The sequence below is a fragment of the Streptomyces sp. NPDC126499 genome (assembly GCF_040302485.1).
In the GTDB taxonomy this organism is placed as follows: domain Bacteria; phylum Actinomycetota; class Actinomycetes; order Streptomycetales; family Streptomycetaceae; genus Streptomyces.
This window is the reverse complement of the sequence record NZ_JBEOUO010000044.1, coordinates 1-14,963: the sequence shown is the minus strand read 5'-3', so window position 1 is coordinate 14,963 and position 14,963 is coordinate 1. Positions and strand designations below refer to the sequence as shown.

16 protein-coding genes are annotated in these 14,963 nt (G+C 73.2%); 8 read left to right on the top strand and 8 right to left on the bottom strand.

What is annotated here, in order from left to right; translation table 11 throughout:
• The first annotated feature begins 218 nt into the window (after positions 1-218).
• The gene (locus ABTZ91_RS33725; protein ID WP_352081056.1) at positions 219-632 is read left to right on the top strand and encodes a DUF1330 domain-containing protein; all 414 of its coding nucleotides are present in this window, start codon (positions 219-221) and stop codon (positions 630-632) included.
• Positions 633-705: 73 nt separating this feature from the next.
• Positions 706-1,251 (top strand): hypothetical protein, encoded by a 546-nt coding sequence (locus ABTZ91_RS33720; protein ID WP_352081055.1) that lies wholly within the window; start codon positions 706-708, stop codon positions 1,249-1,251.
• Between the two features lie 14 nt (positions 1,252-1,265).
• On the opposite strand, the gene msrA is transcribed toward ABTZ91_RS33720, so the two are convergent.
• Both msrA and ABTZ91_RS33710 read right to left on the bottom strand, forming a co-directional pair.
• On the bottom strand, positions 1,266-1,925 hold the full coding sequence (gene msrA / locus ABTZ91_RS33715; protein ID WP_352081054.1) for a peptide-methionine (S)-S-oxide reductase MsrA: 660 nt from the start codon (positions 1,923-1,925) through the stop codon (positions 1,266-1,268).
• A gap of 72 nt (positions 1,926-1,997) precedes the next feature.
• Entirely contained in the window at positions 1,998-3,101 is a 1,104-nt protein-coding gene (locus ABTZ91_RS33710; RefSeq protein ID WP_352081053.1) for a hypothetical protein, read from the bottom strand.
• Positions 3,102-3,403: 302 nt separating this feature from the next.
• Here ABTZ91_RS33710 and ABTZ91_RS33705 point away from each other — a divergent pair, with 302 nt between their 5' ends.
• A complete protein-coding gene (locus ABTZ91_RS33705; protein WP_352081052.1) occupies positions 3,404-4,558 on the top strand; it encodes a cystathionine gamma-synthase in 1,155 nt (384 codons plus the stop codon).
• A 68-nt stretch (positions 4,559-4,626) separates the two neighbouring features.
• Here the strand turns inward: ABTZ91_RS33705 and ABTZ91_RS33700 are convergent, their stop codons facing one another.
• The 3 genes from ABTZ91_RS33700 to ABTZ91_RS33690 all read right to left on the bottom strand — a co-directional run bounded on the left by ABTZ91_RS33700 (position 4,627) and on the right by ABTZ91_RS33690 (position 6,048).
• Positions 4,627-4,878, bottom strand: a complete 252-nt coding sequence (locus ABTZ91_RS33700; RefSeq protein ID WP_352081051.1) for a hypothetical protein — start codon at positions 4,876-4,878, stop codon at positions 4,627-4,629.
• Complete coding sequence (locus tag ABTZ91_RS33695; RefSeq protein ID WP_352081050.1) at positions 4,875-5,321, bottom strand: sigma factor-like helix-turn-helix DNA-binding protein; 447 nt, start codon at positions 5,319-5,321, stop codon at positions 4,875-4,877. The genes ABTZ91_RS33700 and ABTZ91_RS33695 overlap by 4 nt, the downstream gene beginning before the upstream one ends.
• A 205-nt stretch (positions 5,322-5,526) precedes the next feature.
• Complete coding sequence (locus ABTZ91_RS33690; protein ID WP_352081049.1) at positions 5,527-6,048, bottom strand: MarR family transcriptional regulator; 522 nt, start codon at positions 6,046-6,048, stop codon at positions 5,527-5,529.
• A 180-nt stretch (positions 6,049-6,228) separates the two neighbouring features.
• Between ABTZ91_RS33690 and ilvA the strand changes: the two genes are divergently transcribed.
• From ilvA to ABTZ91_RS33675, 3 genes are all read left to right on the top strand, one after another.
• Positions 6,229-7,464, top strand: coding sequence for a threonine ammonia-lyase (gene ilvA / locus ABTZ91_RS33685; RefSeq protein WP_352081048.1), 1,236 nt, complete (start codon positions 6,229-6,231; stop codon positions 7,462-7,464).
• A 156-nt stretch (positions 7,465-7,620) separates the two neighbouring features.
• Entirely contained in the window at positions 7,621-8,664 is a 1,044-nt protein-coding gene (locus tag ABTZ91_RS33680) for an ATP-binding cassette domain-containing protein (RefSeq protein ID WP_352081047.1), read from the top strand.
• 47 nt (positions 8,665-8,711) lie between these two features.
• Complete coding sequence (locus ABTZ91_RS33675) at positions 8,712-9,464, top strand: ABC transporter permease (RefSeq protein WP_407078090.1); 753 nt, start codon at positions 8,712-8,714, stop codon at positions 9,462-9,464.
• Between the two features lie 186 nt (positions 9,465-9,650).
• On the opposite strand, the gene greA is transcribed toward ABTZ91_RS33675, so the two are convergent.
• Both greA and ABTZ91_RS33665 read right to left on the bottom strand, forming a co-directional pair.
• A complete protein-coding gene (gene greA, locus ABTZ91_RS33670; protein WP_345485992.1) occupies positions 9,651-10,148 on the bottom strand; it encodes a transcription elongation factor GreA in 498 nt (165 codons plus the stop codon).
• Positions 10,149-10,349: 201 nt separating this feature from the next.
• Positions 10,350-10,751, bottom strand: coding sequence for a DUF4307 domain-containing protein (locus ABTZ91_RS33665; protein ID WP_352081045.1), 402 nt, complete (start codon positions 10,749-10,751; stop codon positions 10,350-10,352).
• Between the two features lie 97 nt (positions 10,752-10,848).
• On the opposite strand from ABTZ91_RS33665, the gene mca reads away from it, so the two are divergent.
• Together mca and ABTZ91_RS33655 are read left to right on the top strand one after the other, a co-directional pair.
• Positions 10,849-11,730: a mycothiol conjugate amidase Mca gene (gene mca, locus ABTZ91_RS33660; protein ID WP_352081044.1), complete on the top strand. Its 882-nt coding sequence runs from the start codon at positions 10,849-10,851 to the stop codon at positions 11,728-11,730.
• Complete coding sequence (locus ABTZ91_RS33655) at positions 11,723-11,959, top strand: hypothetical protein (protein WP_407078089.1); 237 nt, start codon at positions 11,723-11,725, stop codon at positions 11,957-11,959. The genes mca and ABTZ91_RS33655 overlap by 8 nt, the downstream gene beginning before the upstream one ends.
• Positions 11,960-12,136: 177 nt before the next feature.
• Here the strand turns inward: ABTZ91_RS33655 and ABTZ91_RS33650 are convergent.
• A partial coding sequence (locus tag ABTZ91_RS33650; protein ID WP_352081042.1) for a tetratricopeptide repeat protein occupies positions 12,137-14,963 on the bottom strand: 2,827 nt, incomplete at its 5' end.

The window sequence follows — 14,963 nt, the reverse complement described above, 5'->3', positions numbered from 1 at the left end:
CGGAAGTATGTCTCCCGCTCACGCAACAGCTGCTTCCGCCCCTGAGCCGTCCGGTCCTCCCGGATCTCGAAATCCATCGCATCCCCTGAACTGGGATGTTGCGACGACCACTGGAACGGAAGCCGTGCCGTGCCGGGCCCGTGCCGTGCCGGGCCCGTGCCGGGGCATGACCTCCGGGGTAATCGACCCCGTACGGCATGCCCCGGCATGCTCGTCCCATGACCGCATACGCCCTGGCAAACCTGCACCCGAACGCCGCCGCCCCCCACGAGGACGTCCTCGTCTACATCGAGCGCGTCCAGGCCACCCTCGACCCCTTCGGCGGCCGCTTCCTCGTCCACGGCGCCCCCCACCGCGAGGTCCTCGAAGGCGAGTGGCCCGGGGCGCTCGTGATGATCGGCTTCCCGACGTACGAGGCCGCCCGCGCCTGGTACGACTCCGAGCCCTACCAGGCCCTCATCCCCCTGCGCGCCCGGCACATCCCCGGCGACGTCCTGCTGATCGACGGCGTCCCCGAGGACTACGACCCCGCCACGACGGCGGCGGCGATGCGCGCGGCGGGGGCGGCGACGCGGGCGACCCGCGACGAGGGAGAGGAGGACGGCCAGGAGTCGGCAACAGGGAAGGGCTGAACACTGCCGGAAAACGGCATGCCCCGGGTTCACGGTCGTGGCCTACCGTGAGCCGCGACGAGGGGAGACCGGAGTGTCGGGGAGCGGCGGGGGCGGCGCGTTGTACGCGCTGGTGGTCGGAACCGGGATGACCGGCTTCGGCCTGGTGCTGGCGACGGACTTCCGGGGCGCGGCCCGGCGCCTGCGCGAGTCGTCGCTGCGATCGGCGCCGTCCGGCGGACCGTTCTGGCGAAGGCGGCCGGGCGTGGGTTTCGTACGGCTCCTGGGCGCGGCGTTCGCGCTGCTCGGACCGGTGATCCTGGCCCTCGGCGCGGTCCAGGCGGCGCGGGGGGACGTGCTCGTCGGCGACTCTCCGCGGTTACCCGTGCCGTTCCTTCTGTTTCTCCTGCTCGCCGTCGCCGTCGGCATGGGGAACGAGTGGCGGCGGAATGGCCGGCTGCGCCGCGAATGGGCCGACGGCGGAAGAGGGCAACGGGCCGCCTCCGTCGTCATCAGCGGCAGTTTCGCCGGTTTCGCCGCCGGACTGGGGCTCGGCCTGCAGCTCCTGTGGCTCCTGAGCTGGGCGCTCGGCGCCGGTGCGGGCCTATTCCTGCTGGTGGCGGGCCGCACCGGCCGCTGATGTCCTCGGTACCGCTACTCCGCCTTCGCCACCCCGATCGGGCACGACACGCCCGTGCCGCCGATGCCGCAGTAGCCCGCCGGGTTCTTGTCCAGGTACTGCTGGTGGTAGGCCTCGGCCGGGTAGAAGGCGCGGTCCTCGGCCGGAAGGATCTCGGTGGTGATCGTGCCGTAGCCCGAGCCCGTCAGGACCTTCTGGTAGGCCTCGCGGGAGGCCTGGGCGGCCTCGGCCTGCTCGGGGGAGTGGGTGTAGACGGCCGAGCGGTACTGGGTGCCGACGTCGTTGCCCTGGCGGAAGCCCTGCGTCGGGTCGTGGGACTCCCAGAAGAGCTTCAGCAGGCGCTCGTACGAGACCTTCGCCGGGTCGAAGACCACGCGGACGACCTCGGTGTGGCCCGTGAGGCCCGAGCAGACCTCCTCGTACACCGGGTTCGGGGTGTAGCCGCCCTGGTAGCCGACGAGGGTCGTGTAGACGCCCTCGGTCTGCCAGAACTTGCGCTCGGCGCCCCAGAAACAGCCCAGCGCGAAGTCCGCGACCTCCAGGCCCTGCGGGTAGGGGCCGAGGAGCGGGGTGCCGAGCACGGTGTGGCGCTCCGGGACCTGGAACTCGGGCTCGGGGCGCCCGCGCAGGGCCTGGTCGGGAGTGGGGAGGACGGGGGTGCGGGACAGGAACATGCTGCATCTCTCCTCGACGGTCGGCGCAAGGCACAACGTCCCGCGTACCCCGGGGATTCCCCGAGGCGACGGCTACCGCCGCAGCGTCGCCGGGCTGCCCCCGCTCGCCTCGTAGCCGGCCACCACCAGGTTCCGGTGCACCGTGTACGCCGCCGCCGGATCCTCCTCCAGCGTCCACGGCAGCGCGCCCACGTGGCCGTCCACCCGCACCAGCATCTCCATCGCCTCGCTCCAGCGCTCCGCGCCCATCAGGAACGGCACCAGCAGATGGCGTACGTGCGCCAGCATCGGGTCGTCGGGCCGCGCCGAGTGCACCGCGTACAGGGCGCCCTCCACGGCCCGGGTCACCACCGCCGTACGGTAGAAGTCACCGATCACCAGGTCGGGCCGGTTCTCGAACACCGCGAACAGCGGCAGCGCGGCCAGCAGCGAACCGCGCGGCGCACGGGCCGCCGCCGACGTGGCGAAACGGTCCGCCTCCTCCCGCGAACCGTGCCACTTCCCGCACCAGTAGTGCAGCGCCGCCAGATGCGCCCCCATGTGCTCCGGCGCGCGGTCGATCACCTTCGCCCACAGCAGGTCGAACTCCTCGGGCGCGTAGGCGAGTCCGCGCGCCACTGCCAGCTCCGAGATGTACGGCACCGGGTCGCCCGGCGCCAGCAGCGCCGCCTGCTCGCACGCCGCCTTCGCCTCCTCCAGGATGACCCGGAAGTCCTGTGCGCCGGCCGACGAGGACCGCCACGCCTGCTGCACCAGGAACTCCGCGTACACCTGCGCGCCGCCCGGGTCCTTCGGCGCCTCCGCCCGCCACGAGCGCAGCCACGCGGCGCCCACGCCCGGCCGCTCCGCCAGCTCCAGGGAGGCCGCGCCCGCGAAGGCCTGGACCCGCTGCCAGCGCGTCTCGCCCTCCTTCTCGGTGCCCTTCAGCAGCTGCGAGGCGGCCCGCCAGTCCTGCGTCGCCTGCACCACGTCGAGCACGTCCAGGAGGTCCTGGTCCGGCCCCGGCAGCCGCACGTCCTGCTCCTCCTGGCGCAGGAACCCGTACGCCTCCGGGTCCGCCGCGTCGGGCGAGCCGGGGGCCACCTGCCGGATGCCGCCGGCGCGCCGGCGCAGCACGAAGGGGCCCAGGACGCCGAAGAGCAGTCCGAGCGCGATCAGGAACCAGAGAATCTCCATGCGTCCATTGTCCAGGACACCGGCCGGGAACTGAGGCGGCCACGGGCCGGGGCATCAGGGGGCCAGGCGTCGGGACACGGGGCGGCGACCGGCCGGGACCTGGTGCGACGACCGGCCGGGACCTGGGGCGGCCACGGGCCGGGACACGAGGTGGCCGGGCATCGGGACACCAGACGAGGACCGGCCGGGACACGGGGCGGCGACCGGCCGGGACATCAGGCCGCCACGGGTTGAGACCGACGCACCCACGGGCCGAGACACGAGGCGGCGACCGGGCCCGACCCGGACTACGCTCCTGCCTCATGAGCGACCAGCACACCCACCAGAGCTTCGAGACCCGCGCCATCCACGCGGGCAACACCGCCGACCCGCTGACCGGCGCGGTCGTCCCGCCCATCTACCAGGTGTCCACCTACAAGCAGGACGGCGTGGGCGGGCTGCGCGGCGGCTACGAGTACAGCCGCAGCGCCAACCCCACCCGCACTGCGCTGGAGGAGAACCTCGCGGCCCTGGAGGGCGGCCGGCGCGGCCTCGCCTTCGCCTCCGGCCTCGCCGCCGAGGACTGCCTGCTGCGCACCCTGCTGGTCCCCGGCGACCACGTGGTCATCCCGAACGACGCGTACGGCGGCACCTTCCGCCTCTTCGCCAAGGTCGTCGAGCGCTGGGGCGTGGACTTCTCCGTCGCGAACACCTCCGACGTCGAGTCGGTGCGCGGCGCGATCAACGACCGTACGAAGCTGATCTGGGTGGAGACCCCCTCCAACCCGCTGCTCGGCATCACCGACATCGAGGCCGTCGCGGGCGTGGCCCGCCAGGCCGGGGTGAAGCTGGTCGTCGACAACACCTTCGCCTCCCCCTACCTCCAGCAGCCGCTGGGGCTCGGCGCGGACGTCGTCGTCCACTCGCTCACCAAGTACATGGGCGGCCACTCCGACGTCGTCGGCGGCGCCCTGGTCACCGCCGACGCGGAGCTGGGCGAGGAACTGGCGTACCACCAGAACGCGATGGGCGCGGTGGCCGGCCCGTTCGACTCGTGGATCGTGCTGCGCGGCATCAAGACCCTCGCCGTGCGCATGGACCGGCACAGCGAGAACGCCGGCAAGATCGTGGAGATGCTGACCCAGCACCCGAAGGTCATCCAGGTCCTCTACCCGGGCCTGCCGGAGCACCCGGGGCACGAGGTCGCGGCCAAGCAGATGCGTTCCTTCGGCGGCATGGTCTCCTTCCGCGTGGAGGGCGGCGAGGCGGCGGCCGTCGAGGTCTGCAACCGCGCCAAGCTCTTCACCCTCGGCGAGTCCCTCGGCGGCGTGGAGTCCCTGATCGAGCACCCGGGCCGCATGACCCACGCGAGCGTCGCCGGCTCCGCCCTGGAGGTCCCGGCGGACCTGGTCCGCCTCTCGGTCGGTATCGAGAACGTCGACGACCTGCTGGCGGACCTGCGCGAGGCGCTGGGCTGAGGCCCCAGGCCGGGGCCTGTCCCGGCTCCGGCTTCCGGGCCCCGGCCCGTACGGCGGTCAGGCCCTGGTCACCACCCCTCCAGCGGCGGGGTGGTCGCCGCCGGCGGGACCTCCCAGGGCCGGGCCACGGACGCCCAGACGACGAAGGCGAGGACCGCCACGCCCAGCAGCGCCCAGCCGATCCGCCGCAGCAGCCGGCCGCGGCGCAGCAGGCGGGTGCCGCGGGTGACGGCCCGGGCGGCGAGGTCGGCGGGGACGGCGGGCTGCGTGGCCCGCAGCATGCGGCGGACCTCGTCCTCCTTGCGGTCGTGGCGGCTCACGAGGCCGCCCGCAGGGCGCTGACCGACCGGGCGCAGACGGCCCGCACCCGCTCCTCGGGCAGCCCGAGGAGCGCGGCCGTCCGCTCCTCCGGCACCCCTTCGTGCAGCCGCAGCACGACGACGAGACGTTCCTGCGGGGTGAGCGCCGACAGCACGCCGCCGCGGCCGCGGTGGTGGCGCCAGGCGGTGCGGGCGAAGCGGGCGGCGAGGTCGGCGCGGGTGACCTCGTAGGGATCCTCGCCGCGCAGCCGGTCCCAGTGGGCGTAGGTGTGGGCGAGCGAGGCCGTCAGGAGGTCCTGGGCGAGCGGGTTGCGGTGCGCGGGCTCGGTGGTGAGCAGCGTGGCGACCTGCAGCAGCCGGCCCGACGCCCCGGCCGCGAAGGCGTGGAACTCCCGGGTGCGGGCGGCGTTCTCGTCATGGTGGCCATGATTCGACTCGCGCACGTCCTCATATAGAGGCCGGTGCGCGCACCCGGTCAAGACGTCGGTACGGACTCTTCCCGGTCGGTGCCGAGGCCGGTCCGGCGGCCGGTCTCGCGCCCCGTCTCCCGGCCCGTCCCCCGGCCCGTCTCCCCGGCCGGTCCGGCGGCTGGTCTCGGGCTCGGTCCAGCGGCTGGAGCTCGGGCTCGGGCTCGGACTCGCGCTCGGTCTAGCGGCCGGTCTCGGGCTGGGCCTCGGTCTCCCGGTCGGCGGGCAGGCCGGACTGGCGTGCGGAGAGGGCGGAGTTGAAGCGGGTGAGCAGGGTGCAGAAGGACTCGCGCTCGGCGGGCGTCCAGCCGTCGGTCACCTCGGCCATCAGCCGGCGGCGCGAGGCGCGGACCTCCTCCAGGCGGGCCTGGCCGCGCGGGGAGAGCTGGAGCACGACGGCGCGCCCGTCCTCGGGGTGCGAGGTGCGCTTGACCAGGCCGGTGTCGACGAGCGGGGCGACCTGGCGGGTGACCGTGGAGGAGTCGATGCCCATGCCGGCGGCGAGCGCCTTCACGCCCATCGGGCCCTCCTGGTCGAGCCGGTTGAGCAGCAGGTAGGCGGCGCGGTCCATGGAGTTGCGGAGCTGCCCGGTGCCGCCGAGCCGGGTCTGCTCGGCCCGCCGGGCGAAGACGGCCACCTGGTGCTGGAGGGCGTCGAGGAGACCGGGGTCAAGCTCAGTCGTCATGTCCTGAGATGTGGGCATGGCTGTGGTGGCTCTCTCGTGCGGTGGTCGGTTGGTGGGGGACAGAGTACGCGGACCGGCCCGGGTCCGTACCGGCGCTGCGCGATCCGATACGAACCCGGGTGCGACGGGGGTGTGGACCGGGTGGCGGGCGTGTCCCCCGGGCGGCCGGGACCCCCGTGAACTGCGAGACTTCATGTCATGAGCTTCCGTACGCCAGGCCCCTTGCACCCGCTGATGCTCGACGACGTACGGGGGGCGCAGAAGATGCTCGCCGGGGTGGCGCGGGTGACCGCGATGGAGGGCAGCCGCCATCTGTCGTCGCTGGTGGGGTCGCCCGTCCACCTCAAGTGCGAGAACCTGCAGCGGACCGGTTCGTTCAAGCTGCGCGGCGCGTACGTGCGGATCGCGGGGCTGCGGCCGGAGCAGCGGGCGGCCGGGGTGGTCGCCGCCTCGGCCGGCAACCACGCGCAGGGCGTGGCGCTGGCCTCCGCGCTGCTCGGGGTGCACGCGACGGTCTTCATGCCGGTGGGCGCCCCGCTGCCGAAGGTGGCGGCGACCCGTGAGTACGGGGCGGAGGTGCGGCTGCACGGGCACGTGGTGGACGAGACGCTGGCGGCGGCCGAGGAGTACGCCCAGCAGACCGGCGCGGTCTTCATCCATCCCTTCGACCACCCGGACATCATCGCGGGCCAGGGCACGGTGGGCCTGGAGATCCTGGAGCAGTGCCCCGAGGTGCGGACGATCGTGGTGGGCGTCGGCGGCGGCGGTCTGGTGGCCGGGATCGGTCTCGCGGTGAAGTCGGTACGGCCGGACGTGCGGGTGGTCGGCGTGCAGGCGGAGGGCGCGGCCGCGTACCCGCCCTCGCTCGCGGCGGGGCATCCGGTGGCGGTCGAGTCGCCGGTGACCATGGCGGACGGGATCAAGGTGGGGCGGCCGGGCGACGTGCCGTTCGGGATCGTCCGGGAGTACGTGGACGAGGTCCGCACCGTCTCGGAGGACGCGCTCTCCTCGGCGCTGCTGCTGTGCCTGGAGCGGGCGAAGCTGGTGGTCGAGCCGGCCGGCGCGAGCCCGGTGGCGGCGCTGCTCGCCGACCCGGAGGCGTTCCGGGGCCGCGGTCCGGTGGTGGCGGTGCTGTCCGGCGGGAACGTGGACCCGCTGTTGATGCAGCGGATCCTGCGGCACGGAATGGCGGCGGCGGGCCGCTATCTGAGCCTCAGGCTGAAGGTGACGGACCGGCCGGGGGCGCTGGCGACGCTGCTCGCGGTGCTGACGGTGGTGGACGCGAACGTGCTCGACGTGAGCCACGTGCGGACCGATCCGCGGCTCGGGCTCACGGAGGCCGAGGTGGAGCTGCACCTGGAGACGAAGGGGCCGGAGCACTGCGAGGAGGTCGCGGCGTCGCTGCGGGACGCGGGCTACACGGTGCTCGGCTGACGGGCAGGGGGCGTCGTTCCTGAAATCGGTTGTGGGTCGCGATGTATCGCGTTAGCGTGTGGTGTGGGTCACGAGAACGCCGGGCGGCCGCCGCTCGGCGTTCCTAGACTTGGACCAAAACGCCCAAAACCGCCCCGACCATGTGGGAGACCCCTGATGCCAGGTGCGATCCACGCCGAAGGTCTGGTGAAGACCTTCGGCGACGTACGAGCTCTGGACGGCGTGGACCTCGACGTCCCCGAGGGCACCGTCCTGGGCCTCCTCGGCCCGAACGGTGCGGGGAAGACCACCACCGTGCGCGTCCTCACCACGCTTCTGAAACCGGACAGCGGCAGAGCCGTGGTCGCCGGCATAGACGTCCTCAAGCACCCCAACGAGGTGCGGCGCTCCATCGGCCTGTCCGGCCAGTTCGCCGCCGTCGACGAGTATCTGACCGGCCGTGAGAACCTCCAGATGGTCGGGCAGCTCTATCAGATGGGCGCCAGGAGCGCGAAGGCCCGCGCCGGCGAGCTCCTGGAGCGGTTCAACCTCGCCGACGCCGCCGACCGCCCCGCGAAGACCTACTCGGGCGGCATGCGCCGCCGCCTCGACCTCGCCGCCGCCCTCGTGGTCTCCCCGCCCGTCATGTTCATGGACGAGCCCACCACCGGCCTCGACCCCCGCAACCGCCAGGCGCTCTGGGAGGTCATCCAGGAACTGGTCGCGGGCGGCACCACCCTCCTCCTCACCACCCAGTACCTGGAGGAGGCCGACCACCTGGCCCACGACATCTGCGTCGTCGACCACGGCAAGGTCATCGCCCGCGGCACCTCCGACGAGCTCAAGGCCCAGACCGGCGGCGAGCGCGTCGAAGTCGTCGTCCACGACCGCGACATGATCCCGCCCGCCCGCGAAGTCCTCGCCCGCTACGGCCTCGCCGGCCTCGGCCACGGCGACATCTCCGTCGAGGAGCACACCCGCAAGCTGACCGTCCCCGTCGCCGGCGGCGCCAAGCTCCTCGCCGAGGTCATCCGCGACCTCGACGCCGTCGGCGTCGAGATCGACGACATCGGCCTGCGTCGCCCCACCCTCGACGACGTCTTCATCTCCCTCACCGGACACACCGCCGAGCGAGCCGACGACGAGAACGGCGACAGCGGCACCCCCGCGCCCCGGGACGCCCGGGGCAGGCGCGCCAAGGCGAAGGAGACGGCGAAGTGACCGCAGTGACCGACTCCCTGGTCGTGGCCCGCAGGAACCTGATTCGCATGACCAGGATTCCCGAAATGATCCTTTTCGGGGTCATCCAGCCGGTGATGTTCGTCGTCCTCTTCACGTACGTCTTCGGCGGGTCCATGACGATCGGTGGCACCACCGACGCCGGCGTGTACAAGGACTTCCTGATGGCGGGCATCTTCGCCCAGACCGTCACCTTCGCCACGGCGGGATCGGCGGCCGGCATCGCCGACGACATGCAGAAGGGGATCATCGACCGCTTCCGGTCCCTGCCCATGGCCCGAGGCGCCGTCCTGACCGGCCGCACCGTCGCCGACCTCGTCCAGACGTCCATCACCCTGCTCGTCCTCGCGGCCGTCGCCCTGCTCGTGGGCTGGCGCACCGGCTCCGCGGAGCCCACGAACGCCGGCAGGATCCTGGCGGGCTTCGCCCTGCTGCTCCTCCTCGGCTACGCCTTCACCTGGATCGGCGCGCTGATCGGCCTGTCCGTGCGCACGCCGGAGGCGGCGACGTCGGGAGGGATCATCTGGCTCTTCCCGGTCACCTTCATCTCGAACGCGTTCGTGGACTCGGACCGGATGACGCCCTGGCTGCGCCACATCGCCGAGTGGAACCCGTTCAGCGCGACCGTCCAGGCCTGCCGTGAACTGTTCGGCAACCCGGGCGTCTCGACGTCCGACGCCTGGCCGATGCAGCATCCGGTCTGGGCCTCGATCATCTGGTCGGTGCTGATCATCGCGGTCTTCCGCACGCTGGCGGTACGGAAGTACCGCAGGGCCGAGTGAAGCGACGAGGAGTCCGGCTCGGGACGGCCACCGTCCCGTCCGCGTTCACCGCCGGACCGCCGGTGATCTCCAGGCCCGCGCCCAGGGTGCGCTTCAGGCGATACGGGCATGGCGAAGGCCGGACCCCTCGCGGGATCCGGCCCTGATGATGCGCGAGGCGGCGAGCGCCCGGCGGTGCCGGTGGCGTCAGCCGGTGTACGGCTTGGCGCTGAGGATCTTCACCATGGCCGTCTTGCCGTTCGGCAGCTCGTACTCGGCCTCGTCGCCGACGGCCTTGCCGATGACGCCGACGCCCAGCGGGGACTGCGGCGAGTACGTCTCGATGTCGTCGCTCGCGTACTCGCGGGACGCCAGGAGGAACTCCAGGGTGTCGTCCTCGTCGCCGTCGAAGGCGATCGTCACGACCATGCCGGGCCCGACCACACCGGTGTCCTCCGGGGCCTCGCCGACCTTGGCGTTCTGCAGGAGCTGCGTGAGCTGCCGGACCCGGAGCTCCTGCTTGCCCTGCTCCTCCTTGGCCGCGTGGTACCCGCCGTTCTCGCGCAGATCGCCCTCCTCGCGCGCGGCGGCGATCTTCGCGGCGATCTCGGTACGCGCGGGACCAGACAGGTACTCAAGCTCGTCCTTGAGCTTGTTGTACGCCTCCTGGGTGAGCCAGGTGACGTTGTCGCTGGTCTGGGTCACAGGTGCTCCTCGTAGGTACTGGGAATACAAAGCTCGCCCTGCGCGAAAAGCGGGCACCTCACGAGTGCGCCTTTCGAACGGGCGAAACCACGAGCCTAACAATGAGTGGCGAAAAGCGGGAGGACATAAACCACGGAGTTCACGTCACCCCAGGTCACCGAGGTGACTCGCCGAGGCTCCACCCCGGCTCCCTACCCACCGCTACCGGGGCGTACACCCGATCAGTTCGGCGGTGGTGGCCCGCGCCGTGGTGCGGATCGCGTAGACCCGGTCGACGCGGGTGCCGGCCTCGTCGATCCGCACGTCCTTGCGGCCCACCTCGGCCCCGTCCTCGGAGCGCGAGCGGAGCGTGCAGACGCCCTGGGCGCCGTCGTCCTTGCGGATCTCCAGGTGGACCTGGACCTCGGAGTCGGAGACCACGTCGAACTTGATCATCTCGGCGCTGATCTTGTTGTCGACGACGTAGTACCAGCCGAACCAGCCCAGCAGGGCGAGGAAGAGGGTGCCGAGCACCGCGCCGACGATCTTGAGCTTGCGGTCGGCGCGCTCGTCCGCGGAGCGTCCGTAACGCCCCTCGGGCAGCTGCTCTCGCACCGCGCTCATGATCGTTCCTCTCGCTGCCCCGGGGCCGGAATTTTCCCTCCCCCGATTCCGTCACTATAGAGACCTCCCTAGGCGACGAATCACTGAGGATCGAGTCTTGACTGAGCAGCTGCGACTGATGGCCGTTCACGCCCACCCCGACGACGAGTCGAGCAAGGGCGCGGCGACGATGGCCAAGTACGTGTCCGAGGGGGTGGACGTCCTTGTGGTGACCTGCACGGGCGGTGAGCGCGGCTCCGTCCTCAACCCGAAGCTCCAGGGCGACCCCTACATCGAGGCCAACATCCACGAGGTCCGCCGCAAGGAGATGGACGAGGCCCGCGAGATCCTCGGGGTCCGGCAGGAGTGGCTGGGCTTCGTCGACTCGGGCCTGCCCGAGGGCGACCCGCTGCCCCCGCTGCCCGAGGGCTGCTTCGCGCTGGAGGACGTGGACGCGGCCGCCGGCCGGCTGGTCCGCAAGATCCGTTCCTTCCGTCCGCAGGTCATCACGACCTACGACGAGAACGGCGGGTACCCGCACCCCGACCACATCATGACCCACAAGATCACGATGGTGGCCTTCGACGGCGCGACCGACACCGAGAAGTACCCCGAGGACGAGTTCGGCCCTGCCTTCCAGCCGCTGAAGCTCTACTACAACCAGGGCTTCAACCGCCCCCGCACCGAGGCCCTGCACCAGGCCCTCCTGGACCGGGGCCTGGAGTCCCCCTACGGGGACTGGCTCAAGCGCTGGGACGAGTTCTCGCGGAAGGAGCGGACGCTCACCACCTTCGTGCCGTGCGCGGAGTTCTTCGAGATCCGCGACAAGGCGCTGATCGCGCACCGCACCCAGATCGACCCCGACGGCGGCTGGTTCCGGGTCCCGATGGAGATCCAGAAGGAGGTCTGGCCCACCGAGGAGTACGAGCTCAGCAAGTCCCTCGTGGACACCTCCCTCCCCGAGAGCGACCTCTTCGCGGGCATCCGGGACAATGCCTAGCATGAGCGCACACCTGGCACTGACCCAGCTTGTCCCCTTCGCCGCCGAAGAACTGGACAAGAACAAGGTGACCCCCGGCGTCCTCGGGTTCATCGTCTTCGCCGTCATGGCGCTGGCCGTCTGGATGCTGATGAAGTCGATGAACCGCCACATGCACAAGGTCGACTTCGCACAGTCCCCGGACCGGGCGGAGGCGGCGCCGGCCGCCGAGGGCGCGGTGAAGGAGTAGCGGCTTCCTGGCCCCGTGGGCCGCGGCCCCGGCCCGTGCGGGCCGGGGCCGCCGCTCACGCGGAGGCAGGAGCCCGGCCCGTACGACCCGGCCGAAGGCTCGTACGACCTCGGCGGCAGGCTCCCGTACGGCACCCGCCGCAGGCCCACCCGGGGCCCGGCCCCCGTCGAAGCCGGACTACTCCACCCCCACCCCCATCACCTCTCCCGCCTGCCGCCCCGGCACCATGCCCAGCTCCCAGGCCTGCCACCCGCCCCCCGTGGCCGTGCCGCGGTCCAGGACCAGGGCGTAGGCCTCCGCGCAGTCCTCCAGGCGGGGGTCGCGGGCCGGGTGTCGGTCCGCGGTCAGGGCGGCGAGCTCCGTGCGGGCCTCGGCCGGGTCGGACAGCAGGGTGCAGCGCAGGAAGCGGGCCCAGTCGGCGCCCCTGCGGTCGCCGTACGAGCCGAACAGCCCCGCCGCCTCCTCGCACAGCTCCAGGGCCTGGGCCGTGCGCGCGTTGCCCGCGTCCACGATGGCCAGCTCCAGACAGGTCCAGGCCTCGCCGTGGGCCACCCCGATGCGCTGGAAGTCGGCGCGGGCGTCGTTGAGGAGCTGGCGGGCGAAGCCGGAGTTGCGCAGGTTGCCGGTCTGCGCGGCCCGCTGGTCGCGGGTGACCCGCCCCGAATGATGGCGGGCGCATGCCAAGCCGTAGACGTCCCGCATCCGCGAGAACATCGACCGCGCCCGCTCCAGCTCCCGTACCGCCTGGTCGCGGTCGCCCCGCTCCTCCAGCGCGTGCCCCAGGTAGTACAGCGTCCACGCCTCGCCCCGCGCGTCCTCCTGCTCCCGGTGCCGGGCCAGCGCCTGCCGCAGCCCCTCCACCGCCGGTTCCACGTCCCCGTCGAGCAACCGGGCCCGGGCCAGCTGGGTCAGCGCCCAGGCCTCACCACGGCCGTCGTGCGTACGCCCGTACTGCTCCAGGGCGAGCCGCAGCTCGTGCTCCGCCCGCGCCACCTCACCCGTCCGCAGCCGCACCTGGCCCAGCTGGAAGTGGGCCCACGCCTCGCCGTGCAGCGACTCGTGCTCCCGGTGCAGCGCGAGCGCCCGGTCCAGCAGCCGCAGCGCCTCCGCCAGGTTCGCCCGGTCCCGCTCGACGGCGGCGAGCGCGTGCAGGGTCCAGCCCCGGTCGGCGGCCAGCGACTCCGGCTCCTGCAGCGCCAGGGCCTCCCGCAGCCGCGCCGCCGCCTCCGACAGCCGGCCCTGGTGGTGCAGGGTGATCCCGAGCGAGCACAGCGCGAGGGCCGCCCCCGCGTCCTGGTGCGCCTCCTGATACAGCGACACCACCGAGGTCAGCGTCGTCCGTGCCTTGTCCAGCTCGCCCAGCTGCCGTGCCGCGATACCGGTCCGCCACCGCACCGAACGCGAAAGGAGTCCCTGCCCCACCGCCTCCGTCAGCTCGTCGATCTCACCGAGCCGGTAGAGGTCGCCGCGCAGCAGGCAGTAGTCGCACAGCGCGCCCAGCAGGTCCAGCACCGTCTGCTGGTCCACGCCCTCCGTGTGCCGCAGCGTCGCCGTGATGAAGCTGGACTCCTCGTCCAGCCAGCGCAGCGCCGCGTCCAGCGAACCGAAGCCGTGCCCGTCGAAGCGGGCGGCGCGGTTGACGCGGGTCGACATCTTTCCGTCGACCATCCGGATCACCGCGTCCGCCAGCTCCGCGTAGTTCCGGATCAGCCGCTCCTGCGCCGCCGCGATGTCCGCCGCGTCCTCCTCCTCGGCCAGCCGCGCCGCCGCGAAGGCGCGTACCGCGTCGTGCAGCCGGTACCGCTCGCCGCGGACATGGTCGAGCAGACCCGCCCGCGCCAGCTCCGCGAGCAGCCGGGCCCCCTCCGCGGCCGTACCGCCGAGCAGGGCCGCCGCGGCCGCCGCCCCCAGCGAGGCCCGGCCCGCGAGCGCGAGCCGCCGCAGCAGCCGCCGCCCGTCCTCGTCCAGCGCCGTCGCGTATCCGGCCGCGAGCGCCCGCTCCACCGGGCCCGCCGCCCCGCCGCCCGCCGTCGCGAGGAGCCGCGCCACCTCGCCCGCCGGCCGCCCGGCGAGCAGCGCGCCCGCCGTCCGCAGCGCCAGCGGCAGCCCGCCGCACAGCTCCCCGACCCGGGCGCGGCCCTCCGCGTCGTACGGCTCCGGGCCCGCGCCGCCCGCCGCCCCGAGCAGCAGTTCCTCCGCGCCCGCCGTGTCGAGCTCCGTCACCGGCAGGACGTGCACCGCGGCCGGCACGTCCTCGCCCAGGTCCAGCGGCTCCCGGCAGGTCACGAGCACCAGGCTGTCGGAGCGCTCCGGCAGCAGCGTCCGCACCTGCGCCGCGTCCACCGCGTCCTCCAGGACCACCACCACCGCAAGCCCGGTCAGATGCTGGTGGTACAGCTCCGCGAGGCGCCGCACCTGCTGCTCGGCCGACGCCCGCTCCCGGAACAGCAGCTGCTCGCGCGGGGCGCCGAGCCGGTTGAGCAGGTGCAGCAGCGCCTCCCGGGTCGACAGCGGCCGCTCGCCGCCCGCGGCCCCGCCCCGCAGGTCCACCACGCACGCCCCGCGGAACTGGTCCCGCAGCGCGTGCGCCGCCCGCACCGCGAGCGCGCTGCGGCCCGAACCGGGCACGCCGGGCAGCATCACCACCGTCGGCCGGGTGGCCGCCGCCGCCCGGCCCGCCTGCACCCAGCGGGTGATCCGCGCCAGCTCCTCCCGCCGGCCCGCGAACGGGCCGACCGGCTCCGGCAGCTGGCCGAAGGACTGCTCCAGGACCGTACGCCGCCGGGCCGCCGCGCTGCGGTCCGTGCCCCGCAGCCGCTCGACCACCTTCTGCCGCGGCTGCCCCGCCGCGCCGAGCAGCACCCGCTGCTGCTCCAGGAACGGCCGCACGCCCCGTACCTCGAAGGCCGTCAGCCACCGCAGCCGCAGCTGCTCCACCCCGCCGGGCCGGCCGGCCGCCGCGGCCCTGCGCCGCGCGGCGGCCCGGCGGCCCGCGCCGACCTTG